The sequence below is a fragment of the Janthinobacterium algoris genome, assembly GCF_051380935.1.
Classification (GTDB): Bacteria; Pseudomonadota; Gammaproteobacteria; order Burkholderiales; family Burkholderiaceae_D; genus Janthinobacterium.
The window spans coordinates 1-21725 of sequence record NZ_JBNYXZ010000022.1 but is presented as its reverse complement, the minus strand read 5'-3'; the positions used below and the strand labels follow the sequence as shown (position 1 = coordinate 21725).

Sequence of the window (21725 nt, the reverse complement as noted above, 5' to 3'; positions counted from 1 at the left end):
GCCTGTAACCGTAACTTTGTTGTACCAGATCAAAGAAAAAGAAAAACCATCATGAGTGATATCAAAGCAGATTTGAAAATGCAGCCTGTCGATGCCGTGATTGTCGGCTTCGGCTGGACCGGCGCCATCATGGCCAAGGAATTGACGGAAGCGGGCCTGAATGTGGTCGCGCTGGAACGCGGCGAGTACCGCGACACCTATCCGGACGGCGCCTATCCGAAGACCCTCGACGAGCTGACCTACATCCAGCGCAGCAAGCTGTTCCAGGATATGTCGAAGAGCACGTTCACCTTCCGCCACAGCATCACCGGCGTGGCCGTGCCGTACCGCCAGATCGGCGCCTTCAAACCCGGCACGGGCGTGGGCGGTGCGGGCTTGCACTGGTCGGGCATGCACTGGCGCGTCTTGCCGGAAGAGCTGCAAATCCGCAGCCACTACGAACGCCGCTATGGCAAGAAATTCATCCCCGAAGGCATGACGATCCAGGATTTTGGTGTGACTTACGCCGAACTGGAGCCGCACTTCGATTTCGTCGAGAAAGTGTTTGGCACCTCGGGCCAGGCGTATAAAGTCAATGGCATCGTCGTCGGCGACGGCAATGTGTTCGAGGGCGACCGCTCCGACAATTACGCGCTGGCGCCGCAAAAAGTGCCGTACACGGCCGAGCTGTTCCGCCGCGCGGCCAAGGCCGTCGGCTACCACCCGTTTGTCAATGCCTCATCGAACGCCTCCGGCCCGTACACGAATCCGTATGGCTGCCAGATGGGACCGTGCAACTTCTGCGGTTTCTGCTCCGGCTACGCCTGCTACAACTATTCCAAGGCCTCGCCCAACGTCAACATCATGCCGGCCCTGCGCATGGTGGCGAACTTTACATTGCGCGCCAATTGCAACGTCGTGCGCATCAACCTCGACAGTAGTAAAAAACGCGCAACGGGCGTGACCTATATCAATGCGGATGGCCAGGCCGTCGAGCAGCCGGCCGACCTGGTCATCGCCAGCGCCTTTGCCTACAATAATGCGCATCTGTTCTTGCTGTCGGGCATCGGCAAGCCATACGATCCCGTCAGCAATGAAGGCGTGGTGGGGCGCAATATCGCTTACCAGATGATGTCCACCATCCAGACTTTCTTCAAGGAAGACACGAACACCAACCCCTTCATCGGCGCCGGCGGCACCGGGGTCGCGCTCGATGACTGGAATGGCGACAACTTCGACCATGGCCCGCTGGGCTTTGTGGGCGGCTCGCCCGCCTGGTGCAACCCGGCCGGCTCGAAGCCGATCTCGGGCATTGCCACGCCGGATGGCACGCCCGCTTGGGGTTCGGCCTGGAAAAAGGCTGTCAAGAAGAGCTACCTGAACACGGTGTCCTTCGATTGCCATGGCGCCAACATGACTTACCGCGACTGCTATGTCGACCTCGACCCGACCTACACGGACAAGTATGGCCAGCAATTGCTGCGTTTTACCTTCGACTGGAAGGAAAACGACATCAAGATGAGCCGTTTCGTTACCGACAAGATGATGAAGGTGGCCGAAGCGATGAACCCGGAAGCTATCAAAGTCTCCGTCAAGAGCGTGGGCGACCACCTCGATTTGCGCAATTACCAGACCACCCACTGGGCGGGCGGCACGGCCATGGGCGCGGACCGCAAGACCAGCGTCGTCAACCGCTACCTGCAAAGCTGGGATGTGCACAACGTGTTTGCCGTCGGTTCCAGCGTGTTCCCGGTCGGCATCGGCTACAACCCGACGGGCCTCGCCTGTGCGCTGACCTATTGGTCGGCCAAAGCCATCCGCGAGCAATACCTGAAAGATCCCCGTCCCCTGGTCGCTTGATAAAGAACAAGAAGATGAACAACACATTCACCACTACCGTGGGCGCGCTGCTGCTGGCGCTCGCCGCCAGTACTCCCAGCACCGCCTGGTCCGCCAGCGCGGTTAGCACCGCTACCACCGCCACCGTCCCGAACGCCCAGCTGATACGCCAGGGCGAATACCTGGCCCGCGCCGGCGATTGCATCGCCTGCCATACCGCCGGCACGAAAGGTCAGCCGTTCGCGGGCGGCCTGGGCATGGAAACGCCGATCGGCAAGGTGTATTCCACCAACATTACGCCAGATAAAAAGGCCGGCATCGGCGACTGGAGTTTTGCCGATTTCGATAAGCTGATGCGCACCGGCGTGACCAAGCACGGCTACACCGTCTATCCGGCCATGCCGTACCCGTCATACTCGCGTCTGAGCGAGGCGGACATGCAAGCGCTGTACGCCTACTTCATGCATGGCGTGAAGGCGGACCCGACGCCAAACAAGGCGGCCGATATTCCGTGGCCGCTGTCAATGCGTTTTCCTTTGACCATCTGGCGCTGGGCCTTTGCGCCCACGCCGCAGCCTTACCAGGCTCCGGCCACGGGCGACGCGCAATTGCTGCGCGGCGCCTACCTGGTGCAGGGCCTGGGTCACTGCGGCGCCTGCCATACGGCGCGCGGCGTGGGCATGCAGGAAAAATCGCTGACGGACGCCGGTAACACCACCTTCCTGGCGGGCGGTGGCGTGATCGACGGCTGGTCCGTGCCCTCCTTGCGCAATGAACATGGTGGCGGCTTGGCGCGCTGGAGCGCGGCCGAGATCGCCGAATTCCTGAAAACGGGCCGCAATAGCCATACGGCCTCGTTCGGCGCCATGAACGACGTGGTGGCCCATTCCATGCAGCACATGACGGATGGTGACCTGGCGGCGATGGCGAAATACCTGAAGTCATTGCCGCCATCGAACCCGGCCACGTCGGCGTTTGTCGCTGATGACAAGCTGGGCAAGCAATTGTTCCGCGGTATCGTCAATTCCAAGGGCGCACAGTTGTACCTGGACCGCTGCGCCGGTTGCCACCGTTCCGACGGCAAGGGCTACGACAAGGCTTTCCCTGCGCTGGCCGGCAATGCCGTGCTGCAGACGAGCGATCCCACGTCGGCCATTAATATCGTGCTGTCGGGCGGCGCCGTGCCGGCCACGCGCATGGCGCCGTCGGCGCTGACGATGGCGCCGTATGCCGACATCTTCAACGATGAGCAGACTGCGCAGGTGGTGACTTTCATCCAGACCAGCTGGGGCAACCGCGGCGCACCCGTGACGGCGGCGCAGGTGGCCAAGGTGCGCAAGGTGGCTATGCCGGTGGCAGCATCGCAGACGGAAGCGACGTTTGCGGCAGGCCGCCACGGCACCTTCCCGCCCGTGGCGCGTCAGCCGCACCTGAAGGATGCGCCGCTGAAGTAATTTGACGTAGCGCAAGACGAAAAAAATGCCCGCAGCGTCTGCGGGCATTTTTTATGGAGTACAAGAAATAATTACTTCATCCACAGACGCATCGAATCCCAGGCACGGCCAAAGATGGTGGCCTGGTTGATGGTTTCCAGTGCCACGACAGGCAGTTCCAGCAGAACCTTGTCGTCGACCATCATTTTCAGCTTGCCGACAGGGGCGTTTTCAGCCAGTGGCGCAACCAGCGGGTCCTTGCGTTCCAGCACCGGTTTCATCTTGGCAGCCGTGCCTTTGGGTACGGTGACGAGCACATCGCGGGCGAAGCCGATTTTCACGGTGCCTTTCGAGCCTTTCCACACTTCCGGCGTGGCCACGGCCTGGCCTTTCGAGTACAGCTTGACCGTATCGAAGTTTTGGAAGCCCCAGTTCAGCAGCTTCTGGCTTTCCTGTGTGCGGGCCTGGTCGGACGTGGTGCCCAGCACCACGGAGATCAGGCGGCGCTCGCCGGTGCCGCCTGGACGGCGGGCTGACGCGATCATGCAATAGCCGGCCGCTTCCGTGTGGCCCGTCTTCATGCCGTCGACGGTTGGGTCCAGCCACAGCAGGCGGTTGCGGTTAGGCTGGGTGATTTTGTTGTAGGTAAAGCTTTTCACGGAATCGATTTTGTAGAATTCCGGGTAATCGGCGATCACGCGCTTGGCCAGCACGGACAAGTCTTGCGCTGTGGAATAGTTCTCGGGGCTAGGCAAGCCATGCGGATTGGCAAAACGCGTGTTTTTCAAGCCCATGCGTTGTGCTTCGCGGTTCATCAGCACGACGAAGGTGCCTTCATCGCCGGCGACGGCTTCAGCCAGCGCCACGGCGGCGTCGTTACCCGATTGAATCATCAGGCCATGCAGCAAGTCGTCGATCGACACGGGGGTGGCCGGGTCGATGAACATCTTCGAGCTGCTCGAATCGACTTTCCAGGCGCGCACGGAGACATTCACTTTCTGGTCCAGCGCCAGTTTCTTTTCGCGGATAGCGGCAAACGTCAGGTAGGCCGTCATGATCTTGGTCAATGAGGCCGGCTCGATGCGGGCGTCCGGATCTTGCGAAGCAATGATCTGGCCACTCGTGGCGTCAAGCAGCAGCCAGGACTTGGCGGCGATGGTCGGGGCTGGAACGCTCTGGGCGTAGGCGGCGGATAGGAAAAGTACACTGGAGGCCAGTGCCGCTAAAAGTTTTTTCATGGAGGCTGGTCTGCGAAAAAGATGAAGGCTGGGGGCCATGTTGTTGCTACTGACATGGCCGCGTGGAAAAAACGGATCAATTATAGCTGTGGTGACGGTAGTAAGCCCACACTTCAATGATCATCTGCTGCGATGGCGGGTTTGTCACCATGCCACAGCGCAATCACGAGGTGCTTGATGTGATTGAGCTTGCGGTGGAAAAAGTGGTCGGCGCCGGGGATCACGATCACGGGAATGTCTTGTGGACGGGCCCAGTCGAAGACGGCGGACAGGGGAATCGTGTCGTCCAGTTCGCCGTGGATCAAAATGGTATCGGCCGGAATATCGGCCATGGCCCACTTGCCGGCCGCGCTGCCGATCAGCGCCAGGCGCTCGACGGGCGTGCCGGCGGCGGCCAGGCGTTCCTGCAGTTTCGATTGCACGAAGGTACCGAACGAGAAACCGGACAAGGCCACGGGCAAGCCCGGGTACAGGCTGCGCATGTGTTCATACAGCAATTGCATGTCGTCTGTTTCGCCCACGCCATGGTCATGCACGCCTTCGGAAGCGCCCACGCCGCGGAAGTTGATGCGCGCCACTACGTAATCGAGGGCGACAAAGGCGCGCGCCAGGGTTTGCGTGACCTTGTTATCCATCGTGCCGCCATACAGCGGATGCGGATGGGCCACGAGGGCAATGCCGCGCGGGGTGTCTGCCGGGAAATCGAGCAAGCCTTCCATGCTGCCTGCATGGCCGGCGAGGGTAAATTTTTCGGAGTTTCTGTTCATGATGCTCATACTGGTGGCGTAGGCTTAAATTAGGATTAAATATGGGGCTTAGATTTTCAGGCGTTCGACAATCTTGCCGCCCACCAGGTGCGTATCGATGATTTCATCGATGTCGCTGGTGTCGACATAGGTGTACCAGGTCGCTTCCGGGTAAATGACCAGCAACGGGCCTTCTTCGCAGCGGTCCATGCAGCCGGCCTGGTTAATGCGGATCTTGCCCGCGCCATTCATGTCGAGTTCCTTGATGCGGCGCTTGCAATGCTTTTGCGCCGCTTCCGCGCCATGGTCGCCGCAGCTGTTGCGGCCGTCTTCACGTTTATTCATGCAGAAAAAAACGTGGCGTTCAAAATACGGTGCGTCGCTCATACTGTTCTCCTGCTGATTCATCAATACGCCATGATAGCGCTTATGGGTGGTCTTCGCGACGCTGGCGCTGCACGTCATCTTGCCGGTTCAGGCGGTGCGAGGGCAGGCACAAGAACCACAAGGCCATGAATGGCCACAGCAAGGCGAGGAATTGCGCCGCGCCATTGAAGTTGAGAAACTTGCCTTGTACCCAGCCTTGCAAGGTCGACATGAAATACGGGTTGATCGGCGTCGTATTCACCATCACTAGGCTCAGCAGCAAGGTGGCGGCCGCGATGCGGCGCTGCGCCACATGGGGCGCGAACGCCAGGCCGCCCAGCATGATCAGGCCGATCAAGAAACCGCCTTGGGCACCCGGCGTGATCCAGACGAAGGCGTTTTCGGGCGAAAACAGCAGCGCGCTGGCCATCGAACGCACGATCAAGGCGGCGGTGATCAGGATCAGCATCAGCATGGCGCGTGGTGCGGCGCGACGCAGCAGACACAGCAAGGTAAGCACGGCGCCCGTCATGCCACAGGCCGTGATGATGGTTTCAGAAAGCCAATATTGTTCGACCGTCAATATCACGTCGGGGCGCAGATACGTGGCCAGGTCGATCTCCATGCCTGTTAGCTGCGACAGCCAGTCCGAGAGGATGGGCAGCAGCTGGCCCAGGCCGAACAGATAGCCTTGCGGATAGATCTGCGCCAGCGGCCACAAGGCCAGCAGCACCAAGCCCTGGCTGGCGTGCTGGGCAAACCAGCGCTGGCGCAAGCGGTACAGATTGCTATGGTCGAGCAGCTTGCGCGCCGTCAATGCACCGATGATGGAACCGATAAAGCAGCCGGCCGCATTCGTATAAAAATCGAGATTCGACGATACGCGGCTGGGCAAATAGGTTTGCACGGCTTCCATGCTGCCGGAAATCAACATGCCGCACAGGCTGGCGACGATGACGGCAAAGAAACCCGTGATCCTGGGAAACAGCGAATACACGATCAGCGCGCCCAGCGGGATGTAGCCGACGATGTTGATGCCCACGTCAAAGCCCGTCCAGTAGCGGGGCATGCGCGTGTTCTCCAGGAAAGTCAGCGGCGACAAGCCATTGCTGTGCCAGCCCGTAAACGGAAACCAGCTGGCGTAGATGATCAGGAAGACGTAGGCGAGCAGGGTCGCGCGCGACACGGGCGACGAGCGTACGGGCGGCAGTGGCGCTGGCGGGCTGGCGGGGGCTGCGGGGGCGGTCATCGTGCTGCGGTCACTCTTTCGGCATGGTCAGCGTGCCCAGCCAGGTCAGCAAGTCGGTGGCGATGGCGTCCGATGCTGCCGCCAGCGCCTGCGCGCCGCCTTGCGCGTCGGCACTGCCGGCCGGGCCACTGCGGCTGAAGGTTTTCTGGTCGATCAGGCGGTGGCCGCGAAACAGCGAGGCGCGCAGCGAGACGTGGCCGCTGCTATGCGTTTGCGTATCGAAGTTTTGCGAAAAATCATCGACGTCGATGCGCAGCAGGGGGATGCCGGCGGCCGCGTCCGTGGTAGACAGCACTTTCACGCCGCTTTGCGCCACGCGGGTTTTCAGGCGCTGGCTCAACAGTTGCAGCGGCGGCGTGTTCCAGCGGTTGTAGGCGTACGGACGCGATTGTTGTGCATCGGCGTACAGCAGCCGGTAATACATGCGCTGGCTGTCCAGCCACGAAGGGCCGTTGGCGTCGGCGATCACCAGCACGGGCACGGGCGGCGTGCTCGCCGGCACGGTCGCCATCGGCGCCACCGGGCCGAAATCATAAAAAGTGGGGACGGGGCCGCGGCTGGCGCAGCCGCCCTGCAGGAAAGCGCCGGCCAGGATGAGTGCGGTGAGATTGCGAGGGAGTTGCATGCTGTGTTCTCCTTATTTGCCCGGCGCCGAAAAACCGGGCTCGCCCGGACCGGGTGGAATGTCTGGGGCGCCGAACAAGATGCTCTGCGGCTGTTCATTGAGCGTGCTCATGGTGGTTTTCAGGGCACGCATCGAGGAACGCGCTTCGCCGCTCAGCTCGATTACCTGCGGCAAGACTTCCAGCGATACGCCATTGGCCACCGTTTCCACCGAATTGCCGACCCGGTCGACCGTGCCATTGACCTTGTCGAGCACGCCGCCGGGCGCCTGGATATCGTTGCCCAGTTTTTTCCACGTTGCTGTCAAGTCCGACACATTTTTGCTGGCCGTGCTGACGGCCGTCAAGGTTTGGCGTGTTTGTTCCGTCAGCTGCGGCAATTGCGTCAGGGTCGGCTCCAGTTGCTGCGGAATGGTGCCAAAGGCCTTGGCTGCCTTGCCCACTTCATTGAAGGCGCCCAGCATGGCGGCCTGGTTGTCGGGGCTGAGCAGATTGTTGACCTTGTTGGTGATCTGCTCGGCCTGGTCGAGGATGCGCTTGCCGCGCTTTTCCAGCTGGTCGAGCAAGCCGGCGCGCAGGGGAATCAGCGAAGGCTTGTCCTTGCTGGTTCCCAATAATTTGGAACCCACGTGCTCGTCGTCGAGCTGGATGTAGGCGATGCCCGTCACGCCTTGGTAGCCCAGGGTGGCAAAGGTGGTGTTGGTAACGGGCGTGTCGGGCGCGACGCTGATGTGCACGAGGATTTGCCCCGCCTTTTGCGTGTCGAAATCGATGGCGTCAACCTTGCCCACTTCCAAGCCCCGGTAGCGCACGGTCGCCTGCGGGTTGAGGCCTGGCACGGACAGGGTGGTGGCGAGCAGATACGGGACTCTTTCCACGCGGTCGCGGTTGAACCAGACGCCGAACAAAATGGCGGCCACCAGCAGGGTGAGTGTAAAAAATCCCGTCATCAGGGCATGTGATCTGTTTTCCATTACTTCTCCGCTTTCTTGTCTGTGCCGGCGTCAGCGCCTGGCTGCGCAGCATTGCCCGCTGCCGCCTGTTTTTCATCGAGGACGGCCAGCGCGCGCTTGCCGCGGTCACCGAGGAAAAATTGCTTGATGAACGGGTGGTCGACTTCAATCACCTCGCGAGTGGGGCCGATGGCGATCACGTGTTTTTCCGCCAGCACGGCGATGCGCGTGGACAGGGCGAACAGGGTGTCGAGGTCATGCGTGACCATCACCACCGTCAAGCCCAGCTCGCGGTGCAGCGACTGGATCAAAGAAACAAAACTTTCCGACAAGTCCGGGTCCAGGCCCGCCGTGGGTTCGTCGAGGAACAGCAGCTTCGGTTCCAGCGCCAGGGCGCGCGCCAGCGCCACGCGTTTGATCATGCCGCCCGACAAGTCCGACGGCATTTTCAGCGCATGTTCCGGGCCCAGTCCCACCATGTTCATTTTCAATAGTACCGCGTCGCGTATCAGCGCTTCGGGCAGCACGCGCAATTCGCGCATCGGCTGGGCCACATTGTCGAACACGGTCAGGGCCGAATACAGTGCGCCTTGCTGGAAAAGCATGCCCCAGTGGTTGCGCAATTGCTGCAACTGGTCGGAACTTGCTTTGTTGATATCTTCGCCAAAGACTTTGACGCAGCCGCGTGCCGGATGTTCCAGGCCCAGCATCTGGCGCAGCAGCACCGTCTTGCCCGTGCCGGAGCCACCCACGATGGAAAGGATCTCGCCCCGTTCGATTTCCAGGTTCAAGTCCTGATGTACGACGGTGCGGCCGAATTTGGTCCACAGATTGGTGATTTCCACCACGGGCGCGCTGCCATGCAGGTTGAACCGGCCCTCGTTGCCCTCGCTCACCTTGCAAGCGTTATCGTTGTCCGCCATCAATATCCCACTCCATTGAAGACGATGGCGAACACGGCGTCGGCCAGGATCACCACGGTAATGGCCGTGACGACGGCAGTGGTGGTGCCGTGCCCCAGGCTTTCCGTATTGGCCTTGATGCGCAGGCCGAAGTGGCAGGAGACAAGTGCGATCAGCATGCCGAAAATCACGCCCTTGCCCAGGCCGATCATGTAGTTGGCCAGCGGCACGGCGTCCGGCAGCTTCTGGATGAAGTAGCGCGCCGACAGATTCAATTCCACCTTGGCCGCCACCATGCCGCCGATCAGCGCGGCCGTATCCGTCCAGATGACGAGCAGGGGCATGGAAATGGCCAGGGCCAGCACTTTTGGCATGATCAGGCGAAAACCGTGCGAAATACCCATCACCAGCATGGCGTCGAGCTCTTCCGTGACGCGCATGACGCCCAGCTGCGCCGTGATGGACGAGCCCGAGCGGCCGGCCACGAGGATGGCGGCCAACAAAGGCCCCAGTTCGCGGATGACGCTCATGCCCAGCAGGTTGACCAGATAAATGTCGCCGCCAAAGGCGCGCAGCTGCTGCGCCGACAGATAGGACAGCACCACGCCGATCAAAAAGCCGACGAGGGCCGTGATGCCCAGCGCCTGGAAGCCCGCATGGAAGATATTGGCGGAAATTTCACGCCACGGCCCGCGCATGGGATGGCGCGCGAAGCGGCCGACATCCTGCGTCACCTGGCCCACGAGGGCAATAAAACCCTTCAAGTGTTCGAAAAACAGCAAAATGGTCATGCCCAGTTTCATCACGGGCGTGAGGCGGTTGGCGCGCGAGGGTGGCGTTTCCAGCGGACCCGTCTCTTCGATGCGCCGGAAAAACTCTTCCTGCGATGGCGCCAGGGTCAGCTGCGCGGGACGCTGCTTGCCCCAGACATTCCAGAATAGCTGGGCACCGATATGGTCCATGCTGTCGATCTGTGACAGGTCCCAGCTGGCATTCGCCTCGCCCTGCAAGGGCTTGAGCTGGGTGTCGATGGCCTTGATCGCATTGTCATGCGCGAGGGCGTGCACCTGCCAGGTGCCGCTGGCAGTGACAAGGGCTCCCTGTTGGGAGCTGGTCTGGGAGAGGGTCAGTTTCGGCGATTGTACAGTCGGCATCGTGCCAGTTTAAGGGAGAATGGCGCAGACCGCCACCGCTGTTCAATCGCCGGCCTGTCAGGACGCCAGGTGGCGCGCCTGCCGCTGCGGCAGGGCGACGTCCGGGCGCACCTTGGCGCTGCTAGTACTCACTTCGCTTGGCTTGGCGTGCGCGGCCGTCTGTGCGCCGCCCGCGTAGTCGCTGGCCAGCAGGGCATTGGCCTCGGCCGCGCTCATGCCGCGCGTCTGCAGCCATTGCGCCACCAGCTTGGCCAGACGCTCCATGGCAATGCGATGGGTGGCGTCCGTGTGGGCGTACAGCCAGTTCGAAAAATCCATGAAGTTTTCAAACGGCGCATCACCGAGCATCCATTGCACCGTATTGGCAAAGCGGCCTGAGTTGGCCACCAGGTCCCAGTAGCGGGCGAAGCGCACCAGGCGCTGCATGCTCATGAAATCGAGGTGTTTATTCGCCAGGATGGTGTAGGGCGGGTGCGGGTCGAACACCAAGCCGTAATTTTCCGTGTGGCGGATGATGGGCGTGCCGCGCAGGCGCTTCAGGATGCCGAACTGGATTTCATGCGGTTTCAATGCCACCAGCTTGTTGAAACCGGCCGCAAAGCTGGCTTCATCTTCGCCCGGCAAGCCGGCGATCAAGTCCACGTGCAAGTGGGCGTTCGATTCCTCGCACAGCCAGCGGATATTATCGGCCGCCTTTTGATTGTCCTGCTTGCGGCTCACCAGCGATTGCACGTCCGGATTGAAACTCTGGATGCCGATCTCGAATTGCAGCGCGCCGGGCGGGAACTTGCTGATGCCTTCCTTCAAGGCATCGGGCAGGTGGTCGGGCACCAGCTCGAAGTGGGCATAGATCGGGTCGTCCGGGTTGGCGTCGATCTTGTCCAGAAAGAACTGCATGATCTTCAGGCTGGTCTTGATGTTCAGGTTGAAGGTGCGGTCGACGAACTTGAACAGCCGGGCACCGCGCGCATGCAGGGATTCCATCTCGGCCAGGAAGTTCTCCAGGGCGAAGGGCCAAGCCGTCTTGTCCAGTGCCGACAGGCAGAATTCGCATTTGAACGGACAGCCGCGCGACGCTTCCACGTAAATCGTGCGGTGGCGGATATCGTCGTCTGTATACAAGGAGTAGGGCAGCTGGAGTTCCGCCAGCGGCGCTTGCACGCCCGCGTGGATCTTCATCAGCGGTTTCGGGCCGTTGAGGATCTCGCCGCACAGCTTGGCGAAGGTGACGTCGCCCCAGCCTGTAATCAGGTAATCGGCCAGCTTGACGATTTCTTGCTCGCCCGCCTCGTGCGACACTTCCGGCCCGCCCAGCACGATGATGACTTCGGGCGCCACGCGCTTGAGCATGGCCACCAGTTTCGTGGTTTCTTCGACGTTCCATATATACACGCCAAAACCGATGATGCGCGGCTTGTTCGCCAGGATGCGCTCGACCAGTTCCGTAGTTTTCGTGCCGATGACGAATTCCTGCAGCCGCGTCTGTGCCTGCAACGGCCCCATATTGGCCAGCAAATAGCGCAATCCCAGCGAGGCGTGGGTGTAGCGGGCGTTCAGGGTGGAGAGCAGGATGGTCATGGGAGGCGATTGAAACGGCGAAACCGCTATTTTACGCTGTCGCGTCAGCTGTGCGCTGCGGCCACAAATGCCATGTTACCATTTGTCAATAATTACCAACTTGGCAATGCTTCGACAGGGCAACAGGGGATACACGGTGCTGGTGAAAAAAGTACAAGATAAAAAAGTGCTTAATAAAAAAGTGCCTAATAAAAAAGTGCTTAATAAAAAAGTCCTGTTCGGCTCGCTTGCCGGCGTGGCGCTGGTGGCCGCCGCGCTGGTCGGCTACCGGGTCTTCGGCTGGGGCGTGATGGGGCCGGTCAACAGCCTGAAGCTGGATTTATCCAGGCCCGACGCGCTGGTCCGCACGAAAAGCCTGTCTACCTTGCCGCGCGACTTGTTGACGGTGCCGCTGGCGCGCGACGTGCTGTGCGAGGATTTCCTGTTCTATTACGAGCAAAGCGAAGACCGGCTGGGGCTCAAAGGCAGTCTGCGCCGCATCGCCTACGAACATGCGCTGGGATGGGGCGACCAGTTGCTGCGCATGGTGCTGGACCAGCCGGCGGAAGTGGCCTTGTGGCGCGACGCCGACGGCTCGCTCAAGCATTTCGCCATCGCCGTGTCACGCAACCAGTTGACACGCCTGCTCGAAGAAGCGGGCAAGATCGCCTTGAAGGATACGCAAATGCGCGTGGCCGGCAGCTTGCGCGTCGATGGCGACCAGGTGCCCGTGTATGCACTGAACTATGCCTATCAGCGCACCTTGCTGTTTGCCGCGCACGGCCAGCGCCTGGTCATCCTGTCCCATCCCGGCATGCTGTATGGCGGCACCGATGGCAAGCATGGCGATGGCACGGCCGAGAAAACCGTGGCCAGCCTGCTGGCGCCGGAACCGGCCAAACAGAATGTCTTTCATGCGCAATTCCATCTCGACAGCGCCGCGCCCGAGGGCCACAGCATCGCCGTCAAGGTGGACTTCCTGTCGTTCGGCTACCAGCCTTTCTTTGGCGCGCTCGAAGCGCTGCGCTTCGATTTTCAACAGGGCGCCTGGCAGTCCAAGGTGCTGCTCAATGCCGACAAGCTGAAAAACGGCGGTTACGACAGCAGCGCCTTGTGGCCGCTGCTGCCCCATAGTCCCAGTGCCTGCTTCAGCGTGCCGGTGGACTGGGCCGCGCTGCAGCCCGTGCTCAAGCGCTTAGGCGACAAGACATCCGAGCCGGTGGTGCCGCTGGCCGAGCACTTGCAAGGGCCTGCCGCCGCCTGCTGGTACGGCAATTCTCGGCTGCATACGCCCGTATTTGTGGCCACTCGCCGTCCTGATGCTGGCAACGACGCCCTGTATGGAAGCCTGTTCGAGGCGGCCATCGGCGGCAAGGACCCCGTGCGCAAGACTACCGGCAAGGATGCTAAAGGTCCGTTCGTGCGCTGGGAGCGCGGCGTCGCCACGCCCCTGGGCCAGTCCACGCCGGCGCTGGCCTTGGCCGGCAACACCGTTGTCTTTTCCGCCGACGGCAAGCTGGTGGACCAGGTGCTGGCCGTGCGCCGCAAGCAGGCGCCGGCGGCCAGCGACTTGCTGCCCGATGGCGCGCGCACCATCGGCCTGATCGCGCCGGCATCGCTGGCCGGGCTGATCCAGCTGGAAGCCTTCGATACCCTGCCGGCGAATAAGGAACCGGTCTTGCGCGCAGCCGCCAATGAACACCTGGTGCCGCGCCTGAACGCCTTGAAAAAATATCCGCCGCTACGCATGGTGCTCAAGCGGCAGCCAGGCAGCGGCACAGGCCTGGTGTGGGAAACACTGGAATGGCAGGAGACTGCGCGATGACGGTGTGGCATGCGCGCCGTGCCGTTTTGCGCTGGATGGCTGGCGGGGCTGCCGCTGTTACCAACCCCTATGCCTGGGCCCTGCGCGCGGCGGCCGAACCGCAAGTGCGGTTGTCGCAAGCCCAGAGCCGTGCCTTCCAGGCCTGGATGCTGCGCATCGTCAACGCGCAAATCGAACGGGGCCCGTCGCCGCGCTGGACGCACCGCGATTGCGCCGGCCTGGTGCGCTTTGCCGTTAACGAAGCGCTCACCGTGCATGACGCGAAGTGGCTGCATGCGAACGGCATCGCCAGCGACCGGCGTCTGCCGCCCGAGCTGGACCTGGATGCCAGCCAGGCCGCCTTGCGCAATCGCTGGCTGCAAACGGGCGGCAAGGTTGGCCACTTCGTCACGGCGCTGGCGCTGGTGCAGCACAACAGCCGTTTCATCGCCCGCGAGATCAGCCAGGCGTTGCCCGGCGACCTGCTGTTTTTCGACCAGGGCGACGAACAGCACTTGATGGTCTGGATGGGGGCGCGCATCGCCTACCACACCGGCACCGTCACCCCCGACGACAATGGTCTGCGGACCGTCGATATCAAAGAACTTACGAGCTGGAAGGACACGCGGTGGCAAGCTGTGGTCAACAATCCGAATTTCGCCGGTGTGTTCCGGCTGGCGTTTTTGTCATGAAGCCGATTTTTCTCATGAGGCTGCTATTTGCCAGCTTGTTGGCGTTGGTGTTCATTGGCGGCACCTCGGCGCAGGAACGCGAATCCAGCAACGAGTCTAGCAACTACACGACCTTCAAGGGCGAGCCCTTCTTCCTGCTGTCGGACGCCAGCTATGGCAGTCTTGATGAAGCACGCGTGCGCCTGGAAGTGCCCGGCCGCGATATGGGACGCATGAACCTGGAAGCGTATTCGGGCGCCGACATCGTCATCTACCGCGTGCCCGAGCCGATGGAATTCCTGAAGAAGCAGCGCAATCTGCATCGCATCCAGGTTGAAGGTAATTACCAGGGCGAAGGTCTGGCCAACACCTTGAGCTTTCTGTGGGATAGCTGGTGGAAGCAGTCGCGCCTGGCCTGGCGCAAGCTGTTTTCCGGCGAGGCGCGCCGCGCGGTAACGAAGGAACAGCCGCAGTTGGCCACGAATGACGCGATCCGCCGGCCGACCGTATTCGCCAACCATCCGCAGTACAAGCCGATCAAGGGCATGGAGTTGGTCGACAGCTTCCGCTATCCGATCTGGCAAGCCAAGGCCATCGCACCGCCGAAGGGCGTCAAGCTCGATGGGTCGAGCAGCGATTTCATCGTCGCCGGCGCCGGCAATGTGATGATCCCGCTGGGCAAGCGCAAGCCGGGCTTGTACTTGGTCGAAGCGATCATCGGCGAGCACCGCGCCACCACCCTGGTGTTCGTGTCGGACACGGTGGCCGTCACCAAGGTGTCGTCCGGCCAGATGCTGGTCTGGACGGCGCGGCGCGACAACAGCGCCGCCGTGGCCGGCGCCAGCGTGGCGTGGACCGACGGCACCGGCGTGCTGCAGTCGGCGGTCACTGGCTTTGATGGCGTCGCGTCGCTCGAACGCGGCAGCCCGGAACACACATATGTGCTGGGCCAGGACCGCGCCGGCGGCGTGTTCGTGTCCGAGAATTTTTACTATGACAGCGAGATCTATAACACCAAGATTTATGCGGTGACCGACCGACCACTGTACCGGCCCGGCGATGAGGTCAACGTCAAGTTACTGGGCCGTGAATTTACGTCGGCGCGCGCATCGCAGGCGGCGGCTGCCGCGCCGATCAGCCTCACCGTGCTCAATCCGAACGGCACGCCGCTGCTGACGCAATCGCTGCAGCTGTCCGGTGACACGGGCGCTGACACGCGCTTCCGTCTGCCCACGGAAGCCACCGCCGGCGGCTATGAACTTCGCTTCAATTACAAGGATGGCGTGTATGGCGCGGCCTTCCGCGTGGCCGAATACGTCAAGCCGCACTTTGAAATCAACGTCCAGCCATCGAAGCCGGAATTCAAGACGGGCGAGGCGGTCAACGGCAGCATCGCCCTGCGCTACCCGGATGGCAAACCGGTGAAAAACGCGAAGATGACCCTGTCGCTGCGCAGCCAGCAAAACACCATGGTCGAGGGGGAGCTGCGTTACAGCGGCCTGTTCCCGGTGTCCCTGAAAACCGAGGAAGTGACGAGCGACGGCAGCGGCAATGTGGACTTCAGTTTGCCGCCCGCCGCCGATCCCTCGCGCTACATCTTGACCGTGCTGGCGACCGATGGCGCGGCTTACCGCGTCAAGGCGACGCGCGAGCTGATGATAGAACGCTCGAGCAGCAGCTACCAGTTGAAGGCCACGCGCCAGTTTTCCGATCCGGGCCAGGCCGTGCATTTCGACTTGCTGGCCGATGGCCAGGGCGCGGCGAAGCCCGTGCGCTGGGAAATGGTGCAACTGGAAAAACAGAGCAAGACCGAGGGCGCGTTCGATCCAAGCGCCAAGGGCTGGGACGTGACATTCCCGGCCTCCGGCTCGTATCAGCTGGTGTTGCGCGACGAACGCGGCAACCTGCTGGCCGCCGCCAGCCACTGGGTCGCCGGCGATGGCGTGCAGACGACGCCTGGCAGTATCGAGATCGTGCTCGATCGCGCCCGCTATCGTCCGGGTGACATCGCCGAGGCCTTGATCACCTTTTCCGACAAGGTCGACCAGGCGCTGTTGACGCTCGAGCGCGACAAGGTGGAACACTATGGCCTGATGGCCGGCGCCGCTGATTGGTACCAGGCTACGCGCGTGGCGCCGCGGCAGTGGCGCGTGCGCATTCCCGTCAAGGAGGAGCACGGCCCGAACATGACGTTCTCGGTGGCGTACACGCGCAATGGCGACTTCGTGTTCGAGAACGCCGGCCTGCAAGTGATCGAGCCACGCATCGCGCTGCAGTTCAAGAGCGACAAGGAGGTCTACCAGCCCGGCGAGAAGGTGACCCTGGACGTCAAGGCCACCCTGGACGGCAAGCCATTGAGCACCCTGGTGGCGCTGGGCGTGGTCGATGAAATGATCTATGTGCTGCAGCCGGAAATCGCGCCGGACATCGGCGACTTTTTCTATCATCCGCGCCGCAACAACGTGCGCACCACGGCCAGCCTGTCCTTCATCAGCTACGACATGGCGCAGGGACGCAGCGCTGGCGCGCCCGCGCGCCACAATTACAACGAGCGTGGCGTCAAGGTGCTGGAGCGCCCGCGCCGCGACAATATCGACACAGCCTATTGGGCGCCATCGCTGAAAACCGACGCGAATGGCAATGCGCGGGTCAGCTTCACCATGCCTGACGCACTGACCCGCTGGCGCATCACGGGCCGCGCGATGGATAGCCAAGGTCGCGTGGGCCAGCGCACCGCCTATCTGCGTTCGGACAAGAACTTCTATGCCAAGTGGACCGCGCCGGACTGGATGCGCGCCGGCGACGCGCCGCGCGCCTCGGTGGCCGTGTTCAACCAGACGGGCAAGGAGCAGGCGCTCGACGTTGTCCTCTCCGGCGGGGCGCAGCCGAAGACGGAACAGGTGTCCGCCAAGCCGGGCGTGAACTATGTCGAATTCCCGCTTGCGCCAGGGGCCGGACCGCTGCGCCTGGAAGTAAAACAGAACGGAAAACTGGTCGACGCGCTCGACACGGCCATGCAAACCTTGCCCGCCGCCTGGAGCAGTCCGCGCACGCTGGTGCTGCCGCTCGATGGTGCTACTAGTGCGATGGGTGACCTAGCGCTCAAGCTGCCGGCGGATGCGCGCAATATCCGCGTCTCGTTCGCACAGGGCGCGGCCAGCCAGTTCGCGCGCATCGCCGACGACCTGATCGACTATCCGTATGGCTGCGTGGAGCAGACGGCGAGCCGTTTGATTCCGCTCGCGCTGGCCACGCAAAGCCTGGGGCCGGACGCCGGTGCGGCAAGCGAACGCCTGCAAACGCTGCTCACGGCACAGCGCCTGCGCCTGGTCTCCATGGCCGGTCCGAACGCCGTCTTCGGCTGGTGGGGCAACGCCACGGCCGGCAATGCCTTGATGACGGCCTACGCCTATTATGCCGACTGGTACGCGGCGCGCGCGCTGCACATCGAGCTGCCGCCCGAGCACTGGAACAAGCTGCTGGCGGTCTATAGCGAACATGGCTTGAAAGATGCGATGGGCGACCGCGCGCTGGTGCTGTGGATGGCGCGCGAGATGGGCCTGCCCACGCAGACGCTGGCGGCCGGCCTGGTGGACGACAGTGCCATCGCCATCCTTGGCGGCAAGCCGCGCCAGGCGGGCGATAGCGGCAGCCTGCTGCTGGGCGGCGCCTCTGACCGCGAAGCGCAATCGATGGCGTTGGGCCTGGTGGCGCTGGTCGCCAGCCAGAATGGCATCGCCTTGCCGCATGGGCTGCAGTTGCAAGTGGCCAGCGCCTGGCAAGTCTTGCGCGAGTCCAAGGCGCCGGTGGCGCAGGCCTTGCTGATGCTGGCCGGCGAAGTGCCGTCATCGCAGGCCGATGCGGTACTGGCCAGCGTGCGCGCCGAGATGCCGACTCTGGACCGCGCAATGACCTTGCTGTGGGTGCAAAAGAAGCTGGGCGGCGCATCGTTCGGCAAGGGGCCGGCCGTGGCGCTGGACGGCGCCTGGCAAAAACGCGACAGCCGCAGCGGCCAGCCGTTCTGGCGCTGGACGGACGCCAGGAGTATTCCCGATAAATTGCGTCTCGCCACATCGGCTCCGGCGCCGGCCGGCACGGTGGCCGTGCTGCAGTACGACAGCCACGCCGCCGAAGCGCAAACCTTGCCGGTTGCCGTCGAACGTCGCATCCTGCGCATGAAGCAAGGGAAGGGCGGCTACACGACGGAACTGGTCGATCCGGGCGAGGCGCTCAGTACGGACGCGCTGTACCTCGATGAAATCACCTTGAAGGCAGCGCCGGGCGCGAAGCACCGCTTTGGCTTGCTGGAAGTGGCGTTGCCGCCAGGCGCGATGGTCGAATCGACCACCTGGGGCATGGTCATGGCAGGCGACAAGCCGGCCGCGCTGGAACGCGCGCGCCACACGGAGCGCCGCGACGGCTATGCCGTGCCGATCGAGCCTTTGGCCGGCGACGTCACCGTGCGTCATTTGATTCGCTTCGCGCAGAAGGGCAGTTATGTGCTGCCGCCCGCGCGCTTTTACCGCATGTATCAGCCGGAGCAGAAAGCCTTCGAAGGCGGCGGCAAGACCACACGCACGCTGAAGGTCGAGTGATGCGCGTGGCACTTCCTGCATTGATGGCGACCCTGCTGCTGGCCGCGCCCGCTTGGTCTGCATCGCTGGATGTGGCCTGGCGGCGCGATGGCAAGACGGAAGTGCGCCAGCTACGCAAGGGCGGCGCCGCGCCGCCGCCTTTCGACGGCACGCGGCAAGTGCCGCTGGCCAGCCTGTGGAAGCTGTTCGTGTATGTGTATGCGACGGACACCAAGCTGGCGATGCCCGACTATCGCTGCGGCGGCCGCGATCCGGAAGAAGTGTATTGCTGCGATGCGGGCCAGAGCATCGGCCACGATGCGGCACTGGCGCAGTCCTGCGGCCTGTTTTTCTCGCCCAAGCGCTTGATGATCGCGCCGGCTTCGTGGCGCCAGTACTGGACTGGTCGCTTGGGTAGCGCGCCGGCAGGCGACTTTGCCTGGCTGTTTGACTCCGCTCAGCTGGCCCCGGCGCGCATGGTGCGCCTGGACAGCCTGCTGCGCGCGCTGGACAGCATCCCGGCCGCCAGCCGCCTGGACGCCGAAGCGGCCCTGTTGCGCGTGGTGCTAGATGGACGCGGTGGGCGCGGGGCCGGGACGGCGCGCTGGTTTGGCAGCCAGTTGCGCGTAAAGACGTATTCTTGGCACGAGCAGCGCCGGGCAGACGAACGTATCGGCGGCGCGGCCGGTTGGCTGGCCGATGGTACGCCGATCTGGTTTGGCGGAGCGGGCGGCAGCAGCAATGTCTTTGAGCAGTGGGCGCCCAAGTTGGCCGCCAGTCTGCCGAAAGTGGGCGCGGCCGACGATGGCGGCTGCGTGGTGGTCGATTACTTCAAGCGTTATCCGATTCGCGCCGTGCGCGGCGAGCGTGGCGTGGCCGTACCCGGGCCGCTCAATGGCCGCTACCATGTGCAATTCGAAAATGGCCAGAACCTGGCCTTGCGCAGTACCGGCGAGCTGATGCTGGTACAAGAGAAGGGCGGCCGTCCGCAATTGCGCGGCCGCTTCGGCGTCAATGAATATGTGGCGCGGGTGCTTGACCGTGAAGCGAATGCTGGCGAGCCGGAAGCGGCCAAGGCGCTGGCGATTGCTGCGCGCACGTATTTACAGCAGAACGCGGTGAGCGTGGCGGGCTGCCAGCAGATCGCTGACAGCAGCGCGACCCAGCGCGTCAGTCCCAGCCCCGCCACGCCGGCGGCGCTGGCGATTGCGCGCTGGACCGATCAACTGATCGTCGATGGCGTCACCGTGCGCTATCACAGCAATCAGCCGTCCGAGGGGACCATGGCGTGGAGCGAGGCGGTGCGGCAGGCTAAACAGGGCAAGTACTATGATGAATTGCTGGCGGCGGCTTATCCCGGCGGCGCGCTGAGCACCTTTGGCAACACCGGCGCGCGTTGCCGTCGCCTGGCGCAGAACGAGGATTGGCTGGCGCGGTCCGTGCAGCGCTGGCAGCGCGTGCTGCTGCGCGAGGCCGGCTACGAGGCGTCGCCACAAGCGCCTCTGGTCTGTGCCCTGTCCAGCGGCGCGCCGTATTCGGAACAGTCGCGCAACCGCATCTTCATGCGCCCGCTGGCCACGCGCGAAGACCGCATCACCTTGGCCCATGAATATTTACACCTTGGTCTGCGCCGCCATCCGCGCGGCCAGGACGAAGAATATGTCGAGCGGCTGGCCCGCCGGCTCGTCGACCTTAACCTGGAGGCCCTGTGAGTTCCCCTATCCGCTGCTGGATTTTGCTAATGTTATTGCCACTCTGGGCGCAGGCTCAGGTCACCATCGATGCACCGAAGGGCGGCTGGCGCAATTCGGCCGACGCGCGCGAAGACTATACGCAAGCGGTCAATTACCCCGCCGCGTCGGTCAACCTGCAGCCGGGCCAGGCCGAAACGGCGCAGATACGGGGATGTATCGGGCGCGCCGTCAAGGGCAAGCCCGCCACGCTGGTAGTCAATGGCGTGGCGATGCCGATGGAGGTGGCCGAGGATGGCAGTTACGGCCGCCCCTATGGATTCGGCAGCGGCTCGAACAGCGTGGAAGTGCGTTCGCCGGATGGCAGGAGCCGCGCGCGGACCCAGTTTGTCGACAGCTACCAGGGCAAGACGCAGGCGCGTTTGCGTATCGTGCTGTCGTGGGACAGCGCCAGCACCGATCTTGATCTGCATGTGCTCACGCCGGACGGTGGTCACGCCTGGTACGGCAATCGCGTCTTGAAAGATGGCGGCGCGCTGGATGTGGACGTGACCACCGGCTACGGCCCGGAAATCTTTTCCAGCGCGGCGCCCTTGAAGGGTAACTATCACGCCTATGTCAATTACTACGGCAGCGGCGAGAACACCGCCATGCTGACCGTCGCCCGCATATCGATCATCACCAACGAAGGCACGCCGCGTGAAAAACTGCAGAGCTTCCAGGTACCGATGCGGGCCGCTGGCGAGCTGACCTTGGTGAAATCGTTCGTCTTGCCATAAATGACCGCAAATGGCCCTTGCGGAGCCGCCGCAGCTTGGCTATAATTCGACCCCTCGCTGAACGACGCATGCAAATGCCGAGTAAAGCAGGGTGAAAAAGAAGGTTGACGAAATGCTGCAAACGCTTCATACTCTTCCTTCTTCGCAGCTGACAAACACAACGCTTT

16 protein-coding genes are annotated in these 21725 nt (G+C 62.7%); 7 read left to right on the top strand and 9 right to left on the bottom strand.

From position 1 onward, the window contains the following. The first annotated feature begins 51 nt into the window (after window positions 1-51). Both ACQ4W7_RS25045 and ACQ4W7_RS25040 read left to right on the top strand, forming a co-directional pair. The gene (locus ACQ4W7_RS25045) at window positions 52-1839 is read left to right on the top strand and encodes a GMC family oxidoreductase (RefSeq protein ID WP_426073855.1); all 1788 of its coding nucleotides are present in this window, start codon (window positions 52-54) and stop codon (window positions 1837-1839) included. A gap of 14 nt (window positions 1840-1853) precedes the next feature. Beyond that, the gene (locus ACQ4W7_RS25040; RefSeq protein ID WP_436534114.1) at window positions 1854-3272 is read left to right on the top strand and encodes a cytochrome c; all 1419 of its coding nucleotides are present in this window, start codon (window positions 1854-1856) and stop codon (window positions 3270-3272) included. Window positions 3273-3343: 71 nt separating this feature from the next. Here ACQ4W7_RS25040 and ACQ4W7_RS25035 read toward each other — a convergent pair whose 3' ends face one another. The 9 genes from ACQ4W7_RS25035 to ACQ4W7_RS24995 form a co-directional block, all read right to left on the bottom strand. Beyond that, a complete protein-coding gene (locus tag ACQ4W7_RS25035) occupies window positions 3344-4489 on the bottom strand; it encodes a D-alanyl-D-alanine carboxypeptidase family protein (RefSeq protein WP_426073853.1) in 1146 nt (381 codons plus the stop codon). 113 nt (window positions 4490-4602) lie between these two features. Then, window positions 4603-5256, bottom strand: a complete 654-nt coding sequence (locus tag ACQ4W7_RS25030) for an alpha/beta hydrolase (RefSeq protein ID WP_436534112.1) — start codon at window positions 5254-5256, stop codon at window positions 4603-4605. 48 nt (window positions 5257-5304) lie between these two features. Next, window positions 5305-5622 (bottom strand): (2Fe-2S) ferredoxin domain-containing protein, encoded by a 318-nt coding sequence (locus ACQ4W7_RS25025; RefSeq protein WP_034781335.1) that lies wholly within the window; start codon window positions 5620-5622, stop codon window positions 5305-5307. Window positions 5623-5662: 40 nt separating this feature from the next. Next, the gene (locus ACQ4W7_RS25020) at window positions 5663-6850 is read right to left on the bottom strand and encodes a VanZ family protein (RefSeq protein WP_436534110.1); all 1188 of its coding nucleotides are present in this window, start codon (window positions 6848-6850) and stop codon (window positions 5663-5665) included. A 10-nt stretch (window positions 6851-6860) separates the two neighbouring features. Further along, a complete protein-coding gene (locus tag ACQ4W7_RS25015; RefSeq protein ID WP_436534108.1) occupies window positions 6861-7475 on the bottom strand; it encodes an ABC-type transport auxiliary lipoprotein family protein in 615 nt (204 codons plus the stop codon). A 12-nt stretch (window positions 7476-7487) separates the two neighbouring features. Further along, window positions 7488-8447, bottom strand: a complete 960-nt coding sequence (locus ACQ4W7_RS25010; protein WP_426073849.1) for an MlaD family protein — start codon at window positions 8445-8447, stop codon at window positions 7488-7490. Beyond that, window positions 8447-9349 (bottom strand): ABC transporter ATP-binding protein, encoded by a 903-nt coding sequence (locus ACQ4W7_RS25005; protein WP_436534106.1) that lies wholly within the window; start codon window positions 9347-9349, stop codon window positions 8447-8449. The genes ACQ4W7_RS25010 and ACQ4W7_RS25005 overlap by 1 nt, the downstream gene beginning before the upstream one ends. Continuing rightward, window positions 9349-10482 (bottom strand): MlaE family ABC transporter permease, encoded by a 1134-nt coding sequence (locus ACQ4W7_RS25000; RefSeq protein ID WP_436534104.1) that lies wholly within the window; start codon window positions 10480-10482, stop codon window positions 9349-9351. Before ACQ4W7_RS25000 ends, ACQ4W7_RS25005 begins: the two co-directional genes overlap by 1 nt. 57 nt (window positions 10483-10539) lie before the next feature. After that, window positions 10540-12060, bottom strand: a complete 1521-nt coding sequence (locus tag ACQ4W7_RS24995) for a B12-binding domain-containing radical SAM protein (protein ID WP_436534102.1) — start codon at window positions 12058-12060, stop codon at window positions 10540-10542. A gap of 166 nt (window positions 12061-12226) precedes the next feature. On the opposite strand from ACQ4W7_RS24995, the gene ACQ4W7_RS24990 reads away from it, so the two are divergent. Genes ACQ4W7_RS24990 through ACQ4W7_RS24970 form a run of 5 tightly spaced genes read left to right on the top strand, consistent with a single transcriptional unit; the run spans window position 12227 to window position 21558 of the window. Next, complete coding sequence (locus ACQ4W7_RS24990) at window positions 12227-13864, top strand: DUF2138 family protein (protein ID WP_436534100.1); 1638 nt, start codon at window positions 12227-12229, stop codon at window positions 13862-13864. After that, window positions 13861-14535, top strand: a complete 675-nt coding sequence (locus ACQ4W7_RS24985; RefSeq protein ID WP_426073844.1) for a DUF1175 family protein — start codon at window positions 13861-13863, stop codon at window positions 14533-14535. Before ACQ4W7_RS24990 ends, ACQ4W7_RS24985 begins: the two co-directional genes overlap by 4 nt. After that, a complete protein-coding gene (locus tag ACQ4W7_RS24980; RefSeq protein WP_436534098.1) occupies window positions 14532-19109 on the top strand; it encodes an alpha-2-macroglobulin family protein in 4578 nt (1525 codons plus the stop codon). The genes ACQ4W7_RS24985 and ACQ4W7_RS24980 overlap by 4 nt, the downstream gene beginning before the upstream one ends. 5 nt (window positions 19110-19114) lie before the next feature. After that, on the top strand, window positions 19115-20800 hold the full coding sequence (locus ACQ4W7_RS24975; RefSeq protein WP_436534096.1) for a DUF2300 domain-containing protein: 1686 nt from the start codon (window positions 19115-19117) through the stop codon (window positions 20798-20800). A gap of 29 nt (window positions 20801-20829) precedes the next feature. Next, window positions 20830-21558, top strand: a complete 729-nt coding sequence (locus ACQ4W7_RS24970; RefSeq protein ID WP_436534094.1) for a YfaP family protein — start codon at window positions 20830-20832, stop codon at window positions 21556-21558. Window positions 21559-21725 lie beyond the last annotated feature (167 nt).